The sequence below is a fragment of the Streptomyces sp. NPDC102278 genome (assembly GCF_044766345.1).
In the GTDB taxonomy this organism is placed as follows: domain Bacteria; phylum Actinomycetota; class Actinomycetes; order Streptomycetales; family Streptomycetaceae; genus Streptomyces.
This window is the reverse complement of the sequence record NZ_JBIWLV010000022.1, coordinates 43,078-62,550: the sequence shown is the minus strand read 5'-3', so window position 1 is coordinate 62,550 and position 19,473 is coordinate 43,078. Positions and strand designations below refer to the sequence as shown.

Below are 19,473 nucleotides of genomic sequence, written 5' to 3'. Positions count from 1 at the left end.
ATCAGCGGCGCCGCACCCGCTCCCCGTGCGATCTTGCCGCATGGACGAGAACACCCCGGCAGCCCTGACCGTCGCTGACAGCGAGATCCTGGCGGGCCGCCCCATCTCCGCGATCAAGGCCATTCGAGACCACCTCGGATGCCCTCTCCAGGAGGCGATCCTGGCCTACCACGACCGCTGGGAAGTCCTCCGACGCGAACGGCCCGACGCATTCGCGGTCGCGCCCGAGCAGTAGGGGACGAGCCGGACGGCCGCCGAAGGCCCAGGGGGCAACGAGAAGCCCCCCGCCCGCCGGTGATCGGCGGGCGGGGGGCTGGTTCGTGCTTGGGGTTACTTCTTCTTGCCCTGGTTCTTGACCGCTTCGATGGCGGCCGCGGCGGCGGCCGGGTCGAGGTAGGTGCCGCCCGGCTTGAGGGGCTTGAACTCGGCGTCCAGCTCGTAGGCGAGCGGGATGCCGGTCGGGATGTTGAGGCCCGCGATGTCCTCGTCGGAGATGCCGTCCAGGTGCTTGACCAGGGCGCGCAGCGAGTTGCCGTGCGCGGCGACCAGGACGGTGCGGCCGGCGAGCAGGTCCGGGACGATGCCGTCGTACCAGTACGGCAGCATGCGGACGACGACGTCCTTGAGGCACTCGGTCTTCGGGCGCAGCTCCGGCGGGATGGTCGCGTAGCGCGGGTCCTCGGACTGGGAGTACTCCGTGCCGTCTTCGAGTGCCGGCGGCGGGGTGTCGTACGAGCGGCGCCACAGCATGAACTGCTCCTCGCCGAACTCGGCGAGGGTCTGGGCCTTGTCCTTGCCCTGGAGGGCGCCGTAGTGGCGCTCGTTCAGGCGCCAGGAGCGGTGGACGGGGATCCAGTGACGGTCGGCTGCCTCGAGCGCCAGCTGCGCGGTGCGGATCGCGCGCTTCTGGAGCGAGGTGTGCACGACGTCGGGGAGCAGGCCGGCGTCCTTGAGCAGCTCACCGCCGCGGACCGCCTCCTTCTCGCCCTTCTCGTTGAGATTGACGTCCACCCAGCCGGTGAACAGGTTCTTCGCGTTCCACTCGCTCTCGCCGTGACGGAGGAGGATCAGCTTGTACGGTGCGTCGGCCATGCGTACGAGCCTAATGGACGCCCCGGGGCGCTCGCGCGCGGTGTCCAGGGGGTTCGGGGGGCCTTTCGTACGGGCCGCGAGAGCCTCTCGTACGGCCTGCGGGAGGGGCTCGTTTGACGCTCGGCGTCAATTGACTGGCGGGGCCCCCCGGGCGTTCGTAGCATGCGGAAAGCCGTAGAGGCACTTACATCTCCTGGGGGAATCCGTATGTTGACAGGTCGTTTGACGCGGATTGCCCGGGAAAGCGTGGGAGGGCTGCCGCGTGCGTTCTGGTGGCTGTGGACGAGCACCCTCGTCAACCGGCTCGGGGCGTTCGTCGCCACGTTCATGACGTTGTACCTGACCCTGGAACGGGGCTACTCGGGCTCGTTCGCGGGTCTGGTGGTGGCCCTGCACGGGCTGGGCGGTGTGGTGTCCTCGCTGGTCGCGGGGGTGATGACCGACCGGCTGGGGCGGCGGCCGACGCTGGTGGCGGCGCAGGCGTCCACGGCGTTCTCGGTGGCACTGCTGGGCTTCATGGAACACCCCGCGGCGATCGCCGCGGTGGCCCTGCTGGTCGGCATGACCTCGAACGCCTCGCGGCCGGCGGTGCAGGCGATGATGGCGGACATCGTGCGGCCGCAGGACCGGGTCCGGGCGTTCGCGTTGAACTACTGGGCGATCAACCTGGGCTTCGCCGTGTCCGCGACGGTGGCGGGGTTCATCGCCGAGTACAGCTACCTCGCCGGGTTCCTGGGCGAGGCCGCGCTGACGCTGGTGTGCGCGGTGCTGGTGTTCGTGAAGCTGCCCGAGTCCCGGCCGGAGAGGAGCGCCGCGGAGAAGGCGGCGGCCGAGCCGGAGATCGGGATGGGGACGGTGCTGCGGGACGGCCGGTTCATGGGTGTGGTCGGGCTGTCGTTCCTGATCTCGCTGATCTTCATGCAGGGGTCGTTCGGACTGCCGTTGGCCATGGGCGAGGCCGGGTTCTCCACGGGTGACTACGGGCTCGTCATCGCCGTGAACGGGGTGCTGATCGTGCTGCTCCAGATCCCGGTCACCCGGTTCATCGAGCACCGGGACCCGCAGATGCTGTTGGTCCTGTCGGCGCTGCTGGCCGGGTACGGGTTCGCGCTGACGGCCTTCGGGGGCGCCGTGTGGAGCCTGGGGCTGGCCGTGTGCGTGTGGACGCTGGCCGAGATCGTGAACTCGCCGACCCAGATGGGGCTGGTCGCCCGGCTGTCCCCGCTGCACGGCCGGGGCCGCTACCAGGGCATGTACACGCTGTCGTGGGCCGTGGCCTCGCTGGTCGCGCCCCTGATGGCGGGGTTCACGATCGACCGGTTCGGCGCTTCCTGGCTGTGGGCCGGCACGGCCGGTCTGGGCACGGTGGCGGCGCTGGGCTACTGGTTGCTGATGCGCAACCTGCCGGAGGCGGCCGAGAACGCGGCGGCGGTTCCGGTGGTCGAGGCCCCGGTCCCGGGCCAGGCGCCTGCGGCCCAGCCCGCCGGGGTGGTCCAGACGCCGACCCCGGAGCGGACGCCGGCCGCGACCCCGGCCGAACTCTGACGCCCTCCCCTGCCCGAAGGCCGGGGGAAGAGCGTCACTCCGGGCGGGTCAGGTGCTTGAAGGCGTCGAGGTTGTAGGTCGGTTCGCCGCGCGAGACACGCCATTCGTACTCGCGGCGGATGGCGCTCGCGAAGCCGAGTTCCAGCAGGGTGTTGAAGGCGCCGTCGGCGGCCTCCAGGACGGTGCCCAGCAGTCGGTCCAGGTCGTCCGGGGTGACCACGGTCAGCGGGAGGCGGGCCGTCAGGTACACGTCGCCGAGGCGGTCGACGGCGTACGCCATGCCGTACAGCTTGAGGTTGCGCTCCAGCAGCCAGCGGTGGACGCCCGCCTCGTTCTCGTCGGGGTGCCTGATGACGAAGGCGTTGACCGACAGGGAGTGCTTGCCGACCCGCAGCGAGCAGGTCGTGGAGAGCTTGCGGGTGCCGGGGAGCTGGACGACGTACGTGCCGGGGTCCGGGTTCTCCCAGCTCAGCTCGGCGCCGTTCAGCGTGGCTTCGATGATCTCGGCGGTGTCAGCCATGGTGGGAGCGTACGCGACGGCGGTGATCATGCATGGCCGCGGTGTACACGTCGGCCGTGCCCGCCGCCGCGGTGTCCCAGCCGAAGAACTGGGCGTGCCGGGCCGCCGCACCGCCCATCCGGTCCGTGAGCCCCGGGTCGTCCACGAAACGCCGCAGCTCGCGGGCGTAGTCCACCGGGTCGTGGCCGGGTACGAGGATGCCCGTGACCCCGTCGTTGACGGCCACCGGCAGTCCGCCGACCTCGGCCGCGAGCACGGGTGTGCCCGTGGCCTGGGCCTCTATGGCGACGAGCCCGAAGGACTCGTTGTACGAGGGCATGACCAGCACGGAAGCCGCCCGGAACCAGTCCGCGAGCCGGTCCTGCCCCACCGGCGGCTGGAAGTGCACGAGGTCCGCGATGCCGAGTTTCGCCGCGAGTTTCTGCAGCCCCTCCGGCTTGGCGAGCCCGCTGCCGCTCGGCCCGCCGACGACGGGGACGAAGAGCCGGCCGCGCAGCGTCGGGTCCCGGTCCACCAGCTCCGCGACGGCCCGCAGCAGGATGTCGGGGGCCTTGAGGGGCTGGATGCGGCCCGCGAAGAGGGGGATGACGGCGTCCTGGGGCAGCCCGAGGCGGGCGCGGGCGGCGGCGCGGCCGTCGCCGACGGTGAACCGGTCGAGGTTCACCCCGGGGTGGACGACGGCCACCTTCGCGGGGTCCGCCTCGTAGTGCCGTACGAGTTCGTCCGCCTCCTCGGCGGTGTTCGCGATCAGCCGGTCGGCGGCGGAGACGATCTGGGTCTCGCCGATGACGCGGGCGGCCGGCTCGGGCGTGTCGCCGGCGGCCAGCGCGGCGTTCTTGACCTTGGCCATGGTGTGCATGGCGTGGACGAGGGGCACGCCCCAGCGTTCGGCGGCGAGCCACCCGACGTGGCCGGAGAGCCAGTAGTGGGAGTGGACGAGGTCGTAGTAGCCGGGCCGGTGTCCGGCCCAGGCCTGCATCACGCCGTGGGTGAACGCGCACAGCTGGGCGGGCAGCTCCTCCTTGGCGAGGCCTTCGTACGGGCCGGCGTCCACGTGCCGTACGAGGACACCGGGGGCCAGCTCAACCACCGGGGGGAGGCCGCCGGTGGTGGCCCGGGTGAAGACCTCCACCTCGATGTTGATCGCGGCGAGGCGCTTGGCGAGCTCGACGATGTACACGTTCATCCCGCCGGCGTCGCCGGTGCCGGGCTGGTGCAGCGGGGAGGTGTGCACGCTGAGCATGGCGACGCGGCGCGGCTTGCGGTGGTGGCCGACGGCCGGGAGGCGCAGCCGCGGAGGGTCGTGACGGGTGCTGCGGGCGGCCGCTATCCGACCGCTGATGCTGCCGCCGAGGCGGGACACGTACTGGCTCAAGGGAGCAGTTCCTCTCGCTCGGACGACTCGAACGACTCGGGCGACTCGTACGACGCGTACGCCGGGTGCCGCGCGGACGGCATGGCGGACGGAGCGCGGGCGGCGCTCTTCCAGCAGTGCAACCCGGACGGCGGGGCCCCGCATTCCGGGGGGCGCCGATTTCCTCGGTCGTTTGCCGGATTTTTATGTTGCGCGTGCGCTCCGCATACGCTCGGCGCATGGCCTCCCGCAGCACCCCTCCGCCCCCGAGACGCCCTGTGGGCACGGTCACGCGCGGGACGACGAACCCGAACCGCCTGCGCCGCATGGACCGCTGGATCGCCGTGACGCACGGGGCGGCGCTGCGGCGGGCGACGGCGCCGGTCGCGGTCGACCTCGGTTACGGGGCCGCGCCGTGGACGGCGGTGGAGCTGCTGACACGGCTGCGGGCGGCGGCCCCGGCCGTGCGGGTGGTCGGCATCGAGATCGAACCGGCGCGGGTGGCGGGGGCCAAGCCGTACGAGCGGGAGGGCCTGCAGTTCCGGCACGGCGGCTTCGAGGTCCCCTTGGACGGCGGCGAGGCACCGATGCTGATCCGCGCCGCGAACGTGCTGCGCCAGTACGACGAGGATCGGGTCGACGAGGTGTGGCGGCTGCTGTGCGCCCGGCTGGCGCCCGGCGGGCTGCTCGTCGAGGGGACCTGCGACGAGATCGGGCGCCGGCACGTGTGGGTCGCGCTCGGTCCGCAGGGGCCGCGCACGGTGACCTTCGCGACCCGGCTGGGGTCGCTGGAGCGGCCCTCGGACCTGGCCGAGCGGCTGCCGAAGGCCCTGATCCACCGGAACGTCCCGGGTGAGCCGGTGCACGCCTTCCTGCGCGACTTCGACCGGGCGTGGGCGGCGGCGGCCCCGTACGCCTCGTACGGGGCCCGGCAGCGCTGGATCCGCACGGCCCGGTCGCTGGCCGGGACTTGGCCGCTGGTGGACGGGCCCGTGCGGTGGAGGCAGGGGGAACTGACGGTGCGTTGGGAGGCGTTGCGCCCTTCGGGGTGAACCTCGCGTGTCGGGGAACCGGTGTCCACAGCGGCCCGTTGAGTCGGCAGGGGCGGGCGTGACGCGGCCGGTGATGATCAGGGGGACATCCGCAAGGGTGTCGGAATTCACGGACTCGTGGCACCATCCCGAAGGCAGTGCCAAGTTACTGATGAATAGTCAGATCTGTTGTCGGATGACACCGGTCTGACGCGGGGCACCTGGGGGGACCATGGGGACCGTGAAGCGAGCGCACCGACGGGGCGCATCCGCTCTCACACTGCTGTGCGCGATGGCGATACTGACGGCCCCGGGCCTCGGACTCTCGGGGACGGCGCACGCGGCACCCGCCGCTCCCGCGGTTCCCTCCGTGCCCGGAGCGCCGGCGGCGCCCGCGCCCGAACCGGGGGCCAAGTCCCTGGAGCAGATCCGCAAGGAGATAGAGGATCTGTACCGCCAGGCGGGAAGCGCCACGGACGCGTACAACCTCGCGGAGAGCGAGACCAAGGTCCAGTCGGAACGGGTCGTCCAGATCGCGCAGTTGATCGTGGCGGGCCGGGAGCGGATCACCGGGCTGAAGGACCGGGCCGGCGCCGCCGCCCGGGCCCAGTACCGCTCGGGCGGGCTGCCGGCGGGCGCGCGGCTGGTGCTGAGCGACAGCCCGAGCCAGTTCCTGGACTCCAAGGACCGGCTGCGGCAGGGCGAGAAGGCCACCACGGACCTGCTGACCGAGCTCGACCGCACCCAGCACGACCTCCAGCGGTACGCGAAGGACGCGAGCACGGTGTGGCAGAAGCTGGAGGCCAACCGGGTCGAGCGGGAGAAGTCCAAGAAGCGGATCGAGGAGAAGATCAAGGCCGCGCAGGACCTGGAGAGCAAGCTGGAGGCCGAGGAGAAGGCCCGGCTGCTCCAGCTGGAGCAGGAGGCCCAGTACAAGGCCCAGACCCAGTGGTTGTCGTCCGGCGCGATGAAGGACGTCAACGGCAGGGCGACGGACGCGGGCAAGAGGGCGGTCCAGTTCGCCACGGCCCAGATAGGCAAGCCGTACGTGTGGGGCGCCACGGGTCCAGGGTCCTTCGACTGCTCGGGCCTGACCTCCCAGGCCTGGCTGGCGGCGGGGAAGGCCATCCCGCGTACCTCGCAGGAGCAGTTGCGGCTGCGGAAGGTCGCGCTGAAGGACATGCGGCCGGGCGATCTGATCATCTACTTCGACGACGCGAGCCATGTCGGGATGTACGTCGGGGACGGGGCCATGGTCCACGCGCCGCGCCCCGGCCGCGACGTGACGATGGCGGGCGCGGGCTCGATGCCGATCAAGGCGGTCGTCCGCCCGGACGCGTAGCCCGCGGGAGCGGGGGCCGCAGGGGGGGCGGGCCGGGTGGCGCGGGGTCGGGCCGCGCGCACCGACCCGCGCCGGGCCTCGCCGGGCCTCGCCGGGCCGGGCCTCGCCGGGCTGGGCCTCGCCGGGCCGGGCCGCGCCGGCGCGGGGCCTTTCGCCGGGGCGCGTGGTGTGGCCCACACCCGTTCAACCCGGCAGACGGGACATCGGGACCCCGCACCGTGAGCTTGGTCATCCCATCAGCCCGCTTTTCCCCCGCGATAACGGCATATGACGGAGGCCCTCCCCGGGACCTCCACAGACCGCCATTCCGCTCCCCCGTTCCGGCCAGCTAGGGTCGAGCGCATGAGCACACCCTCGGGGGGAGGGAAGGAACCGGAGACGATGCCCGTACCCGTACCGCGGCAGAGGGAGAACCTCGCCACGGAGGGCGGCCAGGCCCTGTTGGCCACCGCCGTCGCGCACGTCCCGACCCCCGTCCCGGCCCCCGTACCCGCGCAGACGTCCCTGACCCTCCTGGTCATCGAGGACGATCCCGCGGGCGGCCTCACCGTGCCCGAGGTCCTCGACACCGAAGGCCATCGCATACGGCTGCGCACCGCCCGCAACCTCACCGAGGCGGCCCGGCTGCTCACGCCCGACGTGCACTGCATCCTGCTGGACCTCACCCTCGCGAACCCGGGGCCCGGTGGCGCCGACGACCGGTTCGCCACGCTGCGCGAGGTCCTGCGGCTCGCCCCGCGTCACGCCGTCCTCGTGCTGACCGCCGAGGCCGACGCGGAACACGCCGCCGAGGCGGTCCGGGTCGGCGCCCAGGACTACCTCTTCCGCGACGAGCTGGACGGCCGGCTGCTGAGCCGGGCCATCCGCTACGCCGTGGAGAGAAAACGGGCGGACATAGCCCAGTACAAGCTCGCGGAATCGAAACTCCGGGCCCAGGAGAACGCCCGCCTGGAACGCGGACTGCTCCCGAACCCCCTTCTGGAGGGTTCCGACCTCCGCTTCGCCGCCCGCTACCGGCCCGGCCGCAGCCGGGCCCTGCTGGGCGGGGACTTCTACGACACGGTCCGCACCCCCGACGGCACCGTGCACGCGATGATCGGCGACGTCTGCGGCCACGGCCCCGACGAGGCCGCCCTCGGTGTCGAGCTGCGCATCGCCTGGCGCGCGCTCACCCTCGCGGGACTGTGCGGGGACGACCTGCTGGCCACCCTCCAGGAGGTCCTGGAGGTGGAGCGCCCCTGCGAGGAGATCTTCGCGACGCTGTGCACCGTGGACATCGCCCCGGACGGCCGGCGCGCAGGTCTGTGCCTGGCCGGCCATCCGGCGCCGCTGATCTCCAGGCCCGGTCGGGCCGCGCGGCTCCTCCCGTACGAGAACAGCGGGCCGGCGCTCGGGCTGCTCCCCAAGGCCCGCTGGCCCCGCCGCCAGGTGGAACTGGGCGGGACCTGGAGCCTCATGCTCTACACCGACGGCCTCATCGAGGGGAAGATCGGCGAGGGCAAGGAACGGCTCGGGCAGGACGGGATGATCGAGATGATCAACCGGCACCTGGATCAGGGACTGAGCGGTGAGAGCCTGTTGGAGGCCTCCGTCACCGAGGCCCGGCGCCTCAACGGCGGCGAGCTGACCGACGACGTCGCCGTGGTCCTGCTCTCCCGCGCCGAGGGCTGAGCCCGGCGCGCGGCGCCGGGCCCACCGCCGGGGAGACCCGGTCGGACGTGTCTACCGGCCGCCGTTGTACGGGCCGTAGGGACCGTCGCTGCTGCTGCCGCCGCTGCGCCGACCGCCGCCCGACACCTGCTTCAGGGCCGGTCGGACGTCGACCAGGAAGACGATGGTGGCCACCAGGCCCGCGATCTGCAGGAAGAGCATCCCGAGGAAGAAGTCCACGAGGATGGTGATGCCGAGGATGACCAGCCAGAAGGTCTTGGTCTTCTTGTCGGCCGCCCGGTAGGCGTCGTCACGCGCCAGCAGCGCGAACACGAAGGCCACCACGGCGAGCGCCAGCATCGCGAACCCGAGCAACGGGATGACCCCGTTGTCGAAACCGTTCATCAACATCGCCTCGACCACCTTCTTCCGCTTCCGATGCCGTTCGCCCCCACGCTACCGGGGAAGCCGGCCCTCACCCATGACAACGGACCGGACACCTTCCCGGTGCCCGGTCCGTCGCCCGCCGGATCAGCTCTCGTCGCTGGTCGCGGCGACCGTCTTCTTCGCGGTGCTCTTGCGCGCGGTGGTCTTCCTCGCGGCCGGCTTCTCCTCGGCGGAGGCGTCCGCGGAGGCGTCGGCCGAGCTGTCCGCGGAGGCGTCCGCGGCCACCGGCTCGGCGACCGGCTCCGACTTCGCGGGCGCCGCCGGCTCCACGACCTCGGCGATGTCGACGATCTCGTCGGTCAGCTCACCGCGCCAGGCCCGTACGGCCTGCTCGCCGTGCTCGGCGACCTTGTCGTACGTCTCCTTGGCACGCACCGCGTACTCGGCGGCCACGCCCACCCCGCGCAGGGCCAGGTCCTGGGCGGTCTCGCCCAGCTTCTTGGGGTCGATCGCCCCGAAGACCTCGGCGACCTTGGCGGTGACCGCCTCCTGCGCCCCCTTGGCCCGCTCCTGGACGACCTTCGGGTCGGTGTTCTTCACGGCCTCGATGCGCGCGGGGGCCTCGGCACGCAGCTGCTCGATGAGCCCGGGCACCTTCTTGGCCTGCTGCACCGCGAGGTCGGCGGTGCCGGCGGCGAAGTAGAGCGGGGTCGGGTCGGTGAGGGTCTTCTTCAGGTCATCGGCGATGGCCATGTGCTGGTCCTCCCGGATCACAGTCGGTTCGTTTGGGGCGGCTCGTCGTCGGCATCGACCGGCGCGGCGGCGCCGGCGGCGTCCGCGGCCGGCGCGTTCTCCTTGCGGAACGAGTCGTAGATCTGGAGCAGCACCTGCTTCTGCCGCTCGTTGAGGGACGGGTCGGCGAGGATGACGGCCCGCGTCTCGACCTCGTCCCGATCCCGCTCGTCCAGGATCCCGGCCTGCACGTACAGCGTCTCCGCGGAGATCCGCAGCGCCTTGGCCAGTTGCTGGAGGATGTCCGCGCTCGGCTTGCGCAGCCCGCGCTCGATCTGGCTCAGGTACGGGTTCGACACCCCTGCGGCGTCGGCCAGTTGCCGCAGCGAAAGCTGGGCCTGCCGCCGTTGCTCGCGGAGGTATTCGCCGAGGTTCCCGACGTTGAGCGATGCCATGCCCCGATCCTGCCGCACCTTGCTAACTATTGCAAGCGCGACGCTTGCAATAGCTCCCACGAAGCCGAGGTCCGAGTCGTGGTCGATGAGGGATGCGTCGGACACCAGAGCGCGGGGCGATGGCGGCGAAGTATTCCTCGGGTTCTGTCTACATCGCCGGCGCTGCCCCGCTCGGTCGTCTGCTCGGCGTGTCCGCCTGGTTGATGGTCGTCTCCGGTCTGGCCCTGCTGATCGGTGGGGGGATCGAGATCCGATACGCGCGCAGTCGCCCGATGCGCACCCACACGCGGCTCATGGTCGCCTACGACGGCGGCTTGGTACTGGCGGCCCTGGCCGGTCTTCTGATGGCGCGGCAGGGCAGCGGCGCGGGGGGTGAGGTGTGGGTCGGCTACCAGGCAGCCGACCCCGTCGCGTTCGCCGCGCTACTGGCCGCCGCCTCCCCCACGCAGACGGCCTCGCATGTCCGCGCGGAGCACCCCGCCCGCTGACGGCGCGTTCGTGTGCCGCCGAGTGAAAGGCCTTCAGGTCCCGGCCGGGCCCCCGACTCACCGGTTTCCCCGCTCAGAGGTCGAGGGCGCTCAGGTCGAGCTCCTTGAGGCGTTCGGGGTCGGCCAGGACGTCGATGGCGGCGATCTTGCCGCCGACGACGGTGAAGGCCATCACCGACAGGCGGCGGCCGTCCATCGCGACCATGACGCCGGCGGTCCCGTTGACCAGCGCGGGGCGGGCGAACGGGGACAGGGAGCCGAAGGTGATCGCCTGCGAGGCCACCGTGCGGGCGCCGTTGAACACGACCGTGTGGCGGGCCCGCGTCACGCCGCCGTCGGAGCGCAGGACCACGTCGGGGTCGAGCACGGAGACGAGCGCCTCGAAGTCGCCGTCCCGAGCCGCGGCGAAGAACGCGCTGACCACCTGGCGCTGGAGTCCGAGGTCCGGATCGGGAGCGGGCGCCCTGCCGCGCACCCGGCGGCGGGCCCGACTGGCGAGCTGCCGCGTCGCGGCCGGGGTCTTCTCGATCATCGGGGCGATGTCGTCGAAGGGCACGGCGAACATGTCGTGCAGGACGAACGCGAGGCGTTCGGCCGGCGCCAGCGATTCGAGGACGACCAGCAGCGCCAGGCCCAGGGAGTCCGCCAACAGGGCCTGCTGTTCGGGGTGGAGACCGTCCTCGCCGCTGATGACCGGGTCGGGTATCCGGGACTCCAGCGGGTCCTCGCGGCGGGTCGCCCGGGAGCGCAGCATGTTCAGGCACACCCGCCCGACGACGGTGGTCAGCCAGGCCGCCATGTTGTCGATGCCGTCGGCGTCGGTGCGGTCCAGGCGCAACCAGGCCTCCTGAACCGCGTCATCGGCCTCGCTGACCGAGCCGAGCATCCGGTAGGCCACCGCCCTCAGCCTCGGCCGGTTCTCCTCGAAACGATCCGTCAGCCATGTCCCGTCGATCACCGCTCGCGTTCCTTCCCCCGTCGGTCCGGCCCGTCCGTCCGTCGACTCGCCTGGCACGGTGGGCCGTTCAGGCGCCCGGGCGGACGCCGATCACCACCGTCGCATACAGCTCGCGCGAGCTGACGGCCCGTACCGCCAAACCGCCCGCCGTCAGGGCCGACGCCGTCGTCGGGGACTGCCGGGCACTCGTCTCGATCAGCAGGTGCCCGCCGGGGGCCAGCCAGCGCAGCGCCCCGGCCGCGACCCGGCGGTGGACGTCCAGACCGTCGGGCCCGCCGTCCAGGGTGGTCAGCGGTTCGTGCTCGCGGGCCTCCGGCGGCAGGAGGCCGATCTCCTGCGTGGGCACGTACGGGGCGTTGACCACCAGGACGTCGACCCGCCCCGTCAGGGCCTCGGGCAGCGCCGCGTACAGGTCGCCCCGGTGGACGGTCCCGCCGTACGGGGCCACGTTGCGGCGGGCGTAGCCGACGGCCACCTCGTCGATGTCCGACGCGTGCAGTTCGACGCCCGGGACCTGCGAGGCCACCGCCGCGCCCAGCGCGCCGACGCCGCAGCACAGGTCGACGACCACCGAGCCGGGCCCGGCCAGCGCCGCGGCCCGCCGCGCGAGGAACTCGCTGCGCCGGCGCGGTACGAACACCCCCTCGCCCACCTCCATGCGCAGGCCGCAGAAGCCCGCCCAGCCGACCACCGTCTCCAGGGGCTCGCCGGCGACCCGGCGGGCCAGCAGCCCCGCCAGGTGTCCGTCGTCCCGCGCGGCGGCCGTCAGCAGGTCCGCCTCCTCCTCCGCGAAGACACAGCCGGCCGCGCGCAGGCGTTCCACGAGTGTTGCCACGTACCTCAGTCCTCGGTTTCCCATCCGGTGACGTCCAGGGTCTCCAGCCGTGCCGGATCCGCCAGGACGTCGATGGCGACGATACGGCCGCCGCGCACCGTGAAGGCCATGACCGCCACGGGCCTGCCGCCCGGCGGGATCGTGACGACGCCCGGCCTTGCGGGAGCGCAGCCGGTCCAGGCAGACACGGGCGACGACGGTGGTGAGCCGGCCGCCGAGGTTGCGGACCTCGTCGGTGTCCGACCTGTCGAGCCGCGACCAGGGCTCCTGCGACGGGACGCTCAGAAGACGTCCGGGCACCAGGGCCGGCGGGCCGTGCGGAACGCCGCGTCCGCGAGCGCGAGCGCCCCCGGCCGCTCCTGCGTGACCCGGCCCAGCGCGGCCAGCCGGACCGCCGACTCGTCGCCGAGGTACAGGGACCCCAGCGCGGACACGTCCAGGCGCAGGTCGGCGGGCTCCCGCGTACGGGTGCAGTCGCCGCTGCCCGTGTCCAGCCGGTAGCGCCCGTCGGCCAGGCCCGCGGCGTCGGCGACTTCCAGGACGAGGACCCCCTGTACGGCGTACGTCCGCGCGCTCAGCGCCCGTTCGACGTCGAGCAGCCGCACCCACAGGAAGTCGGCGGCGGTCACCAGTCGGGCGGCACGCGGATCGGGCAGCAGCAGCGGGACGAGGTCGTCGGGGGCCCGGTAGCCGGTGCGGACCTTCTGCACCCAGTCGATGGAGCACAGGAAGTGCCACAGGGCCCGCTGTGCGTCGGCGGTGAGCGCGATCAGGTCCTTGACGCTCACGGTGTTCTGCGGGAGCTTCGCGTCGCTCCACTGGTCGTCGGCCCGGTAGACGGCGATACCGACGGGTTCGCCGTCGGCGTCGCGGTGGACGGCGTGGAACGACTCCTTGTAGGGGCGGTGGGACATCTGTTCCGTGCCGGAGGCCAGATTCCACCAGCGTTCGTCGCGGTTGACGGTGCCGTGCGAGTCGGCGCGCAGCCGCTCGTGGAGGGCGGCGCCGATCTTCCGGGCCTCGGCCGCGTCCACCAGGTCGATCCGCCCGCCGTCCCCGGGGCCGGACCACCGCGCGTCCAGGCCGGTGCGGGCCACCTCGATCTCCCACTCCGCGATCGAGGCGGCGGGCCCGTAGCCGTACCGCCCGTAGATCGGGTACTCGGCGGCGATCAGCGTGGACAGCACGTCGCCGCGCTCCTTCGCTGCCGCCAGGTCGGCGCGCATCATCCGCGTCAGCAGGCCCCGGCGGCGGTGCGTGGGCGACACGGTGACGTTGGAAACGGCGTCGGCGCGGACCACGGCCCCGCCGGGGACGGTCAGTTCCTGCGGGAAGGACCGGAAGGTGGCGACGCAGCGGCCGGTCTCGGAGTCGAAGGCGCCCCGGGTGCGGGCGAGGTCGCCGTACTCGGCCCGCCCGGCGACGTCGGAGTCGGTGACCGGGGCGGTGGTGAGGAAGCCGGTGTGCAGGGCGCGGAGCCAGTCGGGGAGTTCGGAGGCGGCGATCGGCCGGACGTCGGTGCTCATGGCCGGCCACGCTAACCGCCGCGCCTCGGGCACGTCGCCTGAATTTCCGCCGCCCGGAAGGGGCCCCGCCCGCCGTCGGCCCCGGCTCCCCCGCGGCTACGCCAGCAGGTCGTCCACCTGTGCCTCGCCGTCCCGGTAGCGGCGGGTGATCTCCGCGCCGGCCTCGTCGGCGGTGCGCTGCAACTGCTGCCGGCGCCGCGAGACCTGCTGCTCGTAGCGCACCAGCCGGCCCATCGCCTCGTGCAGTTCGCCGTCCGTGCGGGCGCCCAGGTCCGACAGCTCCACGTCGCAGAGCATCTCCGCCTCCAGCAGCCGGAACTCCTCGCTGTGCGGTGCGGCCAGCGTGACGTGCCGGGCGGAGGCGCTGCGGCTGGAGGGGGCGTCGGCGAGGATCTCCGAGAGCCGGTCCACCACCGGCGCCTCGGGGTTCGCGCGCCGGGCCGCCTCGGGGTCGCAGCGGCGGGCGAGCTCGGCGCGCAGGATGTCGATGCGGCCGTGCAGGAGTCTGCGTACGTAGCTCAGATCGGCCTCGTCGCGCTGCGCGTCCCGGCGCAGGGCGCGCAGTTCCGGCAGCCCGAGCGCGGTGGCGGGGGTGGTCGGCCCCTGCGACTCGCCGGTGCGCTGCGCGGGCGGCCGCACCGCCGCCGTGACGTCGGCGGCCGTCGCCGTCGCCGCGGCGGGCGCAGGCACGGAGGTACCAGGAATATTCATGTGAACGTGTCCGTCCCCTCGACCGGTGCCGGAGGCACCGCCTGCGTGCATCGTGCCACTCTCCGTGGTGTGGATGCAGTCCCACTGCACCCGATCGGCCCCGGACGGGTGCACGCCTGGTACACAGGTGGTATGCGAGCAGTGGTGCAGAGGGTGGACGGCGCGAGCGTCGTGGTGGCCGGCGAGACCGTCGGGGAGATCGTCGGCGAGGGGCTGTGCGTCCTGGTCGGGGTCACCCACGACGACACCCCGGAGAAGGCGGAGCTGCTGGCCCGCAAGCTGTGGTCGGTGCGGATCCTGGAGGCGGAGAAGTCGTGCAGCGACGTGAACGCCCCGCTGCTGGTGATCTCCCAGTTCACGCTGTACGGGGACGCGCGCAAGGGCCGTCGCCCCACCTGGAACGCGGCCGCGCCCGGGCCGGTGGCCGAGCCGCTGGTCGACGAGGTCGTGGCGCGGCTGCGGGCGCTGGGCGCGACCGTGGAGACGGGCCGGTTCGGGGCGGACATGCGCGTCTCGCTGACCAACCACGGCCCGTTCACCGTCGTCATCGACGTGTAGGGATCGTCATACGGTGTGCGGGGCCGTCTCGGCCCCGCACGTGCCCGTCACGGCCCCGCACCCGGGCCCGTCACGGCGCGACGACGACCTCCTGCGCGGCGGCCGTCTTCCCGACGAGCAGGGGCGCGTCCGGCGGGACGTTCCGCTTGACCAACGCCAACGCGATCGGTCCCAGCTCGTGGTGGCGGACGGCGGTGGTCACGAAGCCCAGCTGCCGGCCCTCCTCGCCGTCGGACGCGAGCCGTACGGGCGTGCCGTGCGCCGGGAGCAGCACCTCGGAGCCGTCCAGGTGCAGGAACACCAGTCGGCGCGGCGGCTTCCCCAGGTTGTGGACACGGGCGACCGTCTCCTGCCCCCGGTAGCAGCCCTTCTGGAGGTGCACGGCGGTGCCGATCCAACCCAGCTCGTGCGGGATGGTGCGGTGGTCGGTCTCCATGCCCACGCGCGGCCGGTGCGACTCCACGCGCAGGGCCTCGTACGCCAGGAGGCCCGCGGCGGGGCCGTGCGATGCGGCGAACGCCTCCAGTGCCTCGCGCGGCACGAAGACGTCCCGGCCGTGCGCGGTCTCGCGCACGGCGAGTTCCTTGGCGACCTCGGCGATCGAGCCGGCCGGCAGGTGGACGACCGCGAACTCGGCTGTCCGGTCGGCGACTTCGACGCGGTAGAAGAACTTCATCGACTCCAGGTAGGCGATCAGCGCCTCCTGGGTGTCGGGCTCGACGTGCACCCAGACCGTCTCGCCGTCGTCGACGAGGTAGAGGGCGTGCTCGATGTGCCCGTTGGCGGAGAGGATCAGCGCTTCGGTGGCCTGGCCGGGCGGCAGGTCGCTCACGTGTTGGGTGAGCAGCAGGTGCAGCCAACTCAGCCGGTCCGCGCCGGTGACGGTGACGACTCCGCGGTGGGAGAGGTCGACGAAGCCCCGGCCGTCCGCGAGGGCGCGCTGTTCGCCGTACAGCTCTCCGTAGTGGGCGGCGACGCCCTCGTCGCGGCCTTCGGCCGGTACGGCGCCGGGGAGATGGAGCAAGGGGCTGCTGGTCATGTCACCAGCGTACGACCCCGAACCCGACGATCCCACGGGGTGTCGCGCGGGTGGGGCTACGCCTCGGCGGCGCGACGCTTGGCGGCGTCCTTCGCGCAGAGCCCGAAGATCGCGAAGTGCTTCATGTCGGTCTCGAAGCCGAAGGTCGTGCGGAGCTTCGCGGTGAACTCGGCGGCCACGTCCAGATCGGCCTCGATCACCTCGGCGCAATCGCGGCACACCAGGTGGATGTGGTGGTGCCGGTCGGCGAGGTGGTAGGTCGGGGCGCCGTGTCCGAGGTGGGCGTGCGAGACCAGTTTGAGCTCCTCCAGGAGCTCCAGCGTGCGGTAGACGGTGGAGATGTTGACCCCGGAGGCGGTCTTGCGGACCTCGACGAGGATCTCGTCGGGGGTCGCGTGCTCCAGTGCGTCGACGGCTTCGAGCACGAGCTGGCGCTGCGGGGTCAGCCGGTATCCGCGCTGCCGCAGGTCGCTCTTCCAGTCGAGTCCGCCATCGGCGGTCCCGGTGCTCTCGGTGCTCACCACCCGGCCAGTGTAAGCGCGCGAAAGGGACCGCGGGCGGTCCCGGGGTCCCCTTCTCGCACAGGCTGTGGGAATCGGCCGATCAGCGGAAGAACGCGATGCCGTCGTCCGGCATGTCCGGGAGGTTGCGCGCCATGTCGGCGATCTCCTCCGGGGTGACGACCTTCTTGAGCTGGGCCGACATGTAGGGGCGCAGTTCCACGTCGGGCGTGGCCTTCTCGCCGACCCACATCAGGTCGCTCTTGACGTAGCCGTACAGCCGCTTGCCGCCGCTGTACGGGCCGGAGGCGGCCGTGCGGGCCACCGCGTCGGTGACGACGTCGATCTGCGGCTTCTGGTCGGCGAGGTCGCCGTACCAGACCTCGACGACGCCCTGGTCACGGACCATGACGATCTCGACCTTGCGGTCCTTGTCGATGCGCCAGTAGCCGGACTCGGATTCGAGCGGACGCACCTTGTTGCCCTCGGCGTCGAGCACCCAGGTGTGGGAGGTGTACTCCAGGAAGTCCCGGCCGTCGTGGCTGAAGACGACTTCCTGGCCGAAGTTGCACTTCTCCTCGCCGGGGAAGTCGAAGACTCCCGCGCCCTCCCAGTTGCCGAGGAGGAAGGCGAGCGGGACGAGGCCCGGGTTCAGGTCGGACGGGATCTGGATCATGTATGGCTGCTCAGGCGATCTGTGGGAGGGATCCGGGAGGGACGGCTGCCGATCAGGGGGTCAGCGCTGGCCCTGGTACAGCTTCTTCACGGCCAGGGCGGTGAAGGCGAGCACGCCGACGCAGACCAGGACCAGCAGGGCGGAGAAGAAAGTCTCAAGCACGGGAGGTGCTCCTCGGAGGTTGCGTTCGGGGGGTCCCCCCGGGACGGAGTCCCCGGAGGTACGGGGCCGGCCCCAAGCCTACTGGCCCGGGGCCCGGCGCACTCTGCGAGGTGGGCCGTACCGGTGGCCGGCCCCGGCTCCGTCGGGGCGCGTCATTCGTCGCGGCGGTGCTTCCCGTCCAGTTCGTCCCACCACTCGTCCGACTTCTTGTCGCCCGAGGGGTCGTCCCACCAGCGGTCGTCCGGACCGCGCCGGTTCGCCATCATCGCGGCGACCGGCGGGATGACCATGGCGACCACGCACATCGCCACGGCGGCCGGCACGGAGAAGAGCCGGACGAAGGACCAGGCCGACACGAAGAGGAAAAGGCAGCCGCCCATCATGAGGAAGTAGGCGCGGCGCCGCCGGGCGTACATGCCTCCAGCGTAGGTCCGGGACCCGTCTTCGCGCAGGGTCCCGAACGGCGCGAAGGGCCGCACCCCGTTCCAGTGGCGTCCAACCCCCTGGGGTGCGGCCCTCCGGCCGTTCTCGTGTGGAGCGATCAGAGCGCGATCAGACGGCGATCGCCACGTCCGTCACGCCGCCGGCGTCCGCGACGTGCACCGCACGGTCCGCCTGGCCGCCCGGGACGAGTGCCCGCAGGGTCCAGGTGCCGGTGGCGGCGTAGAAGCGGAACTGGCCGGTCGCGGAGGTCGGGACCTCCGCGGTGAACTCGCCGGTCGAGTCCAGCAGCCGCACGTAACCGACGACGGGCTCGCCGTCCTTGGTCACCTGGCCCTGGATGGCGGTCTCACCGGGCTTGAGGGTGGCGAGGTCGGGCCCGCCGGTCTGTGCTCCACACATGTCTCTGTCCTGTCCTGGAGGGGTCGTACTGCGTACTGGCTGCGGGCGCGCGGCCCTGCGTGCCCGGCAGGGGCTACTTGGCGGCGCCGAGCTCGATCGGCACGCCGACGAGCGAGCCGTACTCGGTCCACGAACCGTCGTAGTTCTTGACGTTCTCCTGGCCCAGGAGCTCGTGCAGCACGAACCACGTGAGCGCGGAGCGCTCGCCGATGCGGCAGTAGGCGATGGTGTCCTTCGCCAGGTCGACCTGCTCGGCCTCGTAGAGGGCGGTCAGCTCGTCGTCGGACTTGAAGGTGCCGTCGTCGTTGGCGTTCTTCGACCACGGGATGTTGCGGGCGCTCGGCACGTGGCCGGGGCGCTGCGACTGCTCCTGCGGAAGGTGCGCCGGCGCGAGCAGCTTGCCGGAGAACTCGTCGGGCGAGCGGACGTCGACCAGGTTCAGGGAGCCGATCGCGGCGACGACGTCGTCGCGGAAGGCGCGGATGGACGTGTCCTGGGCCTTGGCCTTGTACTGGGTGGCCGGGCGGTTCGGGACGTCCTTGCCGTCGACCAGGTCGCGGGAGTCGAGCTCCCACTTCTTGCGGCCGCCGTCGAGGAGCTTGACGTCCTGGTGGCCGTAGAGCTTGAAGTACCAGTAGGCGTAGGACGCGAACCAGTTGTTGTTGCCGCCGTAGAGCACGACGGTGTCGTCGTTGGAGATGCCCTTGGCGGAGAGGAGCTTCTCGAAGCCCTCCTGGTCCACGAAGTCACGGCGGACCGGGTCCTGGAGGTCGGTCTTCCAGTCGATCCGGACGGCGTTGGTGATGTGGTTCTTGTCGTAGGCGGACGTGTCCTCGTCCACCTCGACGATGACGACGTCGGCGTCGTTCAGGTGGGCCTCGACCCAGTCGGCGTCTACGAGGACGTCGCTGCGGCTCATGGTGTTCTCCTCCGGGGCAGTGTGCGGCGGGGTGGTGCTGGTGCTGCTGCGGGATGGTGCTGCGGGTGCGTGCCGCGGACGGATCGGCCTCGCGGAACCCGTGCGGGGAGGCGTCGGGCGAGCGGAAGGCGGGGTGCGGTCACGCGGGGA

At 72.2% G+C, this 19,473-nt stretch carries 24 protein-coding genes; 7 read left to right on the top strand and 17 right to left on the bottom strand.

The genetic code is table 11. The features are described 5' to 3' along the window. Nucleotides 1-40 precede the first annotated feature (40 nt). The gene (locus ACIRO3_RS33080) at nt 41-235 is read left to right on the top strand and encodes a hypothetical protein (protein WP_404143013.1); all 195 of its coding nucleotides are present in this window, start codon (nt 41-43) and stop codon (nt 233-235) included. Between the two features lie 95 nt (nt 236-330). Here the strand turns inward: ACIRO3_RS33080 and ACIRO3_RS33075 are convergent, their stop codons facing one another. Continuing rightward, nucleotides 331-1,092, bottom strand: coding sequence for a phosphoglyceromutase (locus ACIRO3_RS33075; protein WP_361784327.1), 762 nt, complete (start codon nt 1,090-1,092; stop codon nt 331-333). 207 nt (nt 1,093-1,299) lie between these two features. On the opposite strand from ACIRO3_RS33075, the gene ACIRO3_RS33070 reads away from it, so the two are divergent. Next, nucleotides 1,300-2,637 carry an MFS transporter gene (locus ACIRO3_RS33070; protein ID WP_404143010.1) on the top strand — a complete coding sequence of 446 codons (1,338 nt, stop codon included), beginning with the start codon at nt 1,300-1,302 and terminating at the stop codon, nt 2,635-2,637. Nucleotides 2,638-2,671: 34 nt separating this feature from the next. Here ACIRO3_RS33070 and ACIRO3_RS33065 read toward each other — a convergent pair whose 3' ends face one another. Next, nucleotides 2,672-3,157 carry a YbjN domain-containing protein gene (locus tag ACIRO3_RS33065; protein ID WP_361784321.1) on the bottom strand — a complete coding sequence of 162 codons (486 nt, stop codon included), beginning with the start codon at nt 3,155-3,157 and terminating at the stop codon, nt 2,672-2,674. After that, complete coding sequence (gene mshA / locus ACIRO3_RS33060) at nt 3,150-4,532, bottom strand: D-inositol-3-phosphate glycosyltransferase (RefSeq protein WP_404143007.1); 1,383 nt, start codon at nt 4,530-4,532, stop codon at nt 3,150-3,152. The genes ACIRO3_RS33065 and mshA overlap by 8 nt, the downstream gene beginning before the upstream one ends. Nucleotides 4,533-4,750: 218 nt before the next feature. On the opposite strand from mshA, the gene ACIRO3_RS33055 reads away from it, so the two are divergent. From ACIRO3_RS33055 to ACIRO3_RS33045, 3 genes are all read left to right on the top strand, one after another. Then, complete coding sequence (locus ACIRO3_RS33055; protein ID WP_404143005.1) at nt 4,751-5,563, top strand: class I SAM-dependent methyltransferase; 813 nt, start codon at nt 4,751-4,753, stop codon at nt 5,561-5,563. A 211-nt stretch (nt 5,564-5,774) separates the two neighbouring features. After that, complete coding sequence (locus ACIRO3_RS33050; RefSeq protein WP_404143002.1) at nt 5,775-6,884, top strand: NlpC/P60 family protein; 1,110 nt, start codon at nt 5,775-5,777, stop codon at nt 6,882-6,884. Between the two features lie 342 nt (nt 6,885-7,226). Next, nucleotides 7,227-8,555, top strand: coding sequence for a PP2C family protein-serine/threonine phosphatase (locus ACIRO3_RS33045; RefSeq protein WP_404142999.1), 1,329 nt, complete (start codon nt 7,227-7,229; stop codon nt 8,553-8,555). Between the two features lie 51 nt (nt 8,556-8,606). Here ACIRO3_RS33045 and ACIRO3_RS33040 read toward each other — a convergent pair whose 3' ends face one another. The 3 genes from ACIRO3_RS33040 to ACIRO3_RS33030 all read right to left on the bottom strand — a co-directional run bounded on the left by ACIRO3_RS33040 (nt 8,607) and on the right by ACIRO3_RS33030 (nt 10,108). After that, nucleotides 8,607-8,945, bottom strand: a complete 339-nt coding sequence (locus tag ACIRO3_RS33040) for a DUF2516 family protein (RefSeq protein WP_361784306.1) — start codon at nt 8,943-8,945, stop codon at nt 8,607-8,609. Between the two features lie 120 nt (nt 8,946-9,065). Next, nucleotides 9,066-9,674 (bottom strand): hypothetical protein, encoded by a 609-nt coding sequence (locus tag ACIRO3_RS33035; RefSeq protein WP_404142995.1) that lies wholly within the window; start codon nt 9,672-9,674, stop codon nt 9,066-9,068. 17 nt (nt 9,675-9,691) lie between these two features. After that, nucleotides 9,692-10,108, bottom strand: coding sequence for a helix-turn-helix domain-containing protein (locus ACIRO3_RS33030; protein WP_404143043.1), 417 nt, complete (start codon nt 10,106-10,108; stop codon nt 9,692-9,694). Nucleotides 10,109-10,227: 119 nt separating this feature from the next. Between ACIRO3_RS33030 and ACIRO3_RS33025 the strand changes: the two genes are divergently transcribed. After that, nucleotides 10,228-10,596: a hypothetical protein gene (locus ACIRO3_RS33025; protein WP_404142992.1), complete on the top strand. Its 369-nt coding sequence runs from the start codon at nt 10,228-10,230 to the stop codon at nt 10,594-10,596. Between the two features lie 73 nt (nt 10,597-10,669). On the opposite strand, the gene sigJ is transcribed toward ACIRO3_RS33025, so the two are convergent. The 5 genes from sigJ to ACIRO3_RS33000 all read right to left on the bottom strand — a co-directional run bounded on the left by sigJ (nt 10,670) and on the right by ACIRO3_RS33000 (nt 14,626). Next, nucleotides 10,670-11,554: an RNA polymerase sigma factor SigJ gene (gene sigJ, locus ACIRO3_RS33020; protein ID WP_366150066.1), complete on the bottom strand. Its 885-nt coding sequence runs from the start codon at nt 11,552-11,554 to the stop codon at nt 10,670-10,672. 67 nt (nt 11,555-11,621) lie between these two features. Beyond that, entirely contained in the window at nt 11,622-12,413 is a 792-nt protein-coding gene (locus tag ACIRO3_RS33015; RefSeq protein ID WP_404142988.1) for a putative protein N(5)-glutamine methyltransferase, read from the bottom strand. Then, on the bottom strand, nt 12,395-12,577 hold the full coding sequence (locus ACIRO3_RS33010; RefSeq protein WP_404142985.1) for a hypothetical protein: 183 nt from the start codon (nt 12,575-12,577) through the stop codon (nt 12,395-12,397). Before ACIRO3_RS33010 ends, ACIRO3_RS33015 begins: the two co-directional genes overlap by 19 nt. Nucleotides 12,578-12,670: 93 nt before the next feature. After that, entirely contained in the window at nt 12,671-13,915 is a 1,245-nt protein-coding gene (locus tag ACIRO3_RS33005) for a GNAT family N-acetyltransferase (protein WP_404142983.1), read from the bottom strand. A gap of 96 nt (nt 13,916-14,011) precedes the next feature. Then, on the bottom strand, nt 14,012-14,626 hold the full coding sequence (locus ACIRO3_RS33000) for an AmfC protein (RefSeq protein WP_404142981.1): 615 nt from the start codon (nt 14,624-14,626) through the stop codon (nt 14,012-14,014). Between the two features lie 132 nt (nt 14,627-14,758). Between ACIRO3_RS33000 and dtd the strand changes: the two genes are divergently transcribed. Continuing rightward, nucleotides 14,759-15,184: a D-aminoacyl-tRNA deacylase gene (gene dtd / locus ACIRO3_RS32995; RefSeq protein WP_361784283.1), complete on the top strand. Its 426-nt coding sequence runs from the start codon at nt 14,759-14,761 to the stop codon at nt 15,182-15,184. Nucleotides 15,185-15,254: 70 nt separating this feature from the next. On the opposite strand, the gene ACIRO3_RS32990 is transcribed toward dtd, so the two are convergent. The 6 genes from ACIRO3_RS32990 to ACIRO3_RS32965 all read right to left on the bottom strand — a co-directional run bounded on the left by ACIRO3_RS32990 (nt 15,255) and on the right by ACIRO3_RS32965 (nt 19,323). Continuing rightward, nucleotides 15,255-16,223 (bottom strand): YgfZ/GcvT domain-containing protein, encoded by a 969-nt coding sequence (locus ACIRO3_RS32990; protein ID WP_404142978.1) that lies wholly within the window; start codon nt 16,221-16,223, stop codon nt 15,255-15,257. A 56-nt stretch (nt 16,224-16,279) separates the two neighbouring features. Then, on the bottom strand, nt 16,280-16,744 hold the full coding sequence (locus ACIRO3_RS32985) for a transcriptional repressor (RefSeq protein WP_365998383.1): 465 nt from the start codon (nt 16,742-16,744) through the stop codon (nt 16,280-16,282). Nucleotides 16,745-16,826: 82 nt separating this feature from the next. After that, nucleotides 16,827-17,399, bottom strand: coding sequence for an FABP family protein (locus tag ACIRO3_RS32980; RefSeq protein WP_365998382.1), 573 nt, complete (start codon nt 17,397-17,399; stop codon nt 16,827-16,829). Nucleotides 17,400-17,713: 314 nt separating this feature from the next. Then, the gene (locus tag ACIRO3_RS32975; protein WP_267801255.1) at nt 17,714-17,977 is read right to left on the bottom strand and encodes a DUF3099 domain-containing protein; all 264 of its coding nucleotides are present in this window, start codon (nt 17,975-17,977) and stop codon (nt 17,714-17,716) included. Between the two features lie 136 nt (nt 17,978-18,113). After that, the gene (locus ACIRO3_RS32970; protein WP_361784268.1) at nt 18,114-18,404 is read right to left on the bottom strand and encodes a DUF1416 domain-containing protein; all 291 of its coding nucleotides are present in this window, start codon (nt 18,402-18,404) and stop codon (nt 18,114-18,116) included. Nucleotides 18,405-18,477: 73 nt separating this feature from the next. Then, complete coding sequence (locus tag ACIRO3_RS32965) at nt 18,478-19,323, bottom strand: sulfurtransferase (protein ID WP_361784265.1); 846 nt, start codon at nt 19,321-19,323, stop codon at nt 18,478-18,480. Between the last annotated feature and the right edge of the window lie 150 nt (nt 19,324-19,473).

Excerpts from the sequence above, each read along its gene's own strand:
- ACIRO3_RS33080 (WP_404143013.1), top strand. The coding sequence starts at position 41 with ATGGACGAGAACACCCCGGCAGCCCTGACCGTCGCTGACAGCGAGATC.
- ACIRO3_RS33075 (WP_361784327.1), bottom strand. The coding sequence starts at position 1,092 with ATGGCCGACGCACCGTACAAGCTGATCCTCCTCCGTCACGGCGAGAGC.
- ACIRO3_RS33070 (WP_404143010.1), top strand. The coding sequence starts at position 1,300 with ATGTTGACAGGTCGTTTGACGCGGATTGCCCGGGAAAGCGTGGGAGGG.
- ACIRO3_RS33065 (WP_361784321.1), bottom strand. The coding sequence starts at position 3,157 with ATGGCTGACACCGCCGAGATCATCGAAGCCACGCTGAACGGCGCCGAG.
- ACIRO3_RS33055 (WP_404143005.1), top strand. The coding sequence starts at position 4,751 with ATGGCCTCCCGCAGCACCCCTCCGCCCCCGAGACGCCCTGTGGGCACG.
- ACIRO3_RS33050 (WP_404143002.1), top strand. The coding sequence starts at position 5,775 with ATGGGGACCGTGAAGCGAGCGCACCGACGGGGCGCATCCGCTCTCACA.
- ACIRO3_RS33045 (WP_404142999.1), top strand. The coding sequence starts at position 7,227 with ATGAGCACACCCTCGGGGGGAGGGAAGGAACCGGAGACGATGCCCGTA.
- ACIRO3_RS33040 (WP_361784306.1), bottom strand. The coding sequence starts at position 8,945 with ATGTTGATGAACGGTTTCGACAACGGGGTCATCCCGTTGCTCGGGTTC.
- ACIRO3_RS33035 (WP_404142995.1), bottom strand. The coding sequence starts at position 9,674 with ATGGCCATCGCCGATGACCTGAAGAAGACCCTCACCGACCCGACCCCG.
- ACIRO3_RS33030 (WP_404143043.1), bottom strand. The coding sequence starts at position 10,108 with ATGGCATCGCTCAACGTCGGGAACCTCGGCGAATACCTCCGCGAGCAA.
- ACIRO3_RS33025 (WP_404142992.1), top strand. The coding sequence starts at position 10,228 with ATGGCGGCGAAGTATTCCTCGGGTTCTGTCTACATCGCCGGCGCTGCC.
- ACIRO3_RS33015 (WP_404142988.1), bottom strand. The coding sequence starts at position 12,413 with ATGGGAAACCGAGGACTGAGGTACGTGGCAACACTCGTGGAACGCCTG.
- ACIRO3_RS33005 (WP_404142983.1), bottom strand. The coding sequence starts at position 13,915 with ATGAGCACCGACGTCCGGCCGATCGCCGCCTCCGAACTCCCCGACTGG.
- ACIRO3_RS33000 (WP_404142981.1), bottom strand. The coding sequence starts at position 14,626 with ATGAATATTCCTGGTACCTCCGTGCCTGCGCCCGCCGCGGCGACGGCG.
- dtd (WP_361784283.1), top strand. The coding sequence starts at position 14,759 with ATGCGAGCAGTGGTGCAGAGGGTGGACGGCGCGAGCGTCGTGGTGGCC.
- ACIRO3_RS32990 (WP_404142978.1), bottom strand. The coding sequence starts at position 16,223 with ATGACCAGCAGCCCCTTGCTCCATCTCCCCGGCGCCGTACCGGCCGAA.
- ACIRO3_RS32980 (WP_365998382.1), bottom strand. The coding sequence starts at position 17,399 with ATGATCCAGATCCCGTCCGACCTGAACCCGGGCCTCGTCCCGCTCGCC.
- ACIRO3_RS32975 (WP_267801255.1), bottom strand. The coding sequence starts at position 17,977 with ATGTACGCCCGGCGGCGCCGCGCCTACTTCCTCATGATGGGCGGCTGC.
- ACIRO3_RS32970 (WP_361784268.1), bottom strand. The coding sequence starts at position 18,404 with ATGTGTGGAGCACAGACCGGCGGGCCCGACCTCGCCACCCTCAAGCCC.
- ACIRO3_RS32965 (WP_361784265.1), bottom strand. The coding sequence starts at position 19,323 with ATGAGCCGCAGCGACGTCCTCGTAGACGCCGACTGGGTCGAGGCCCAC.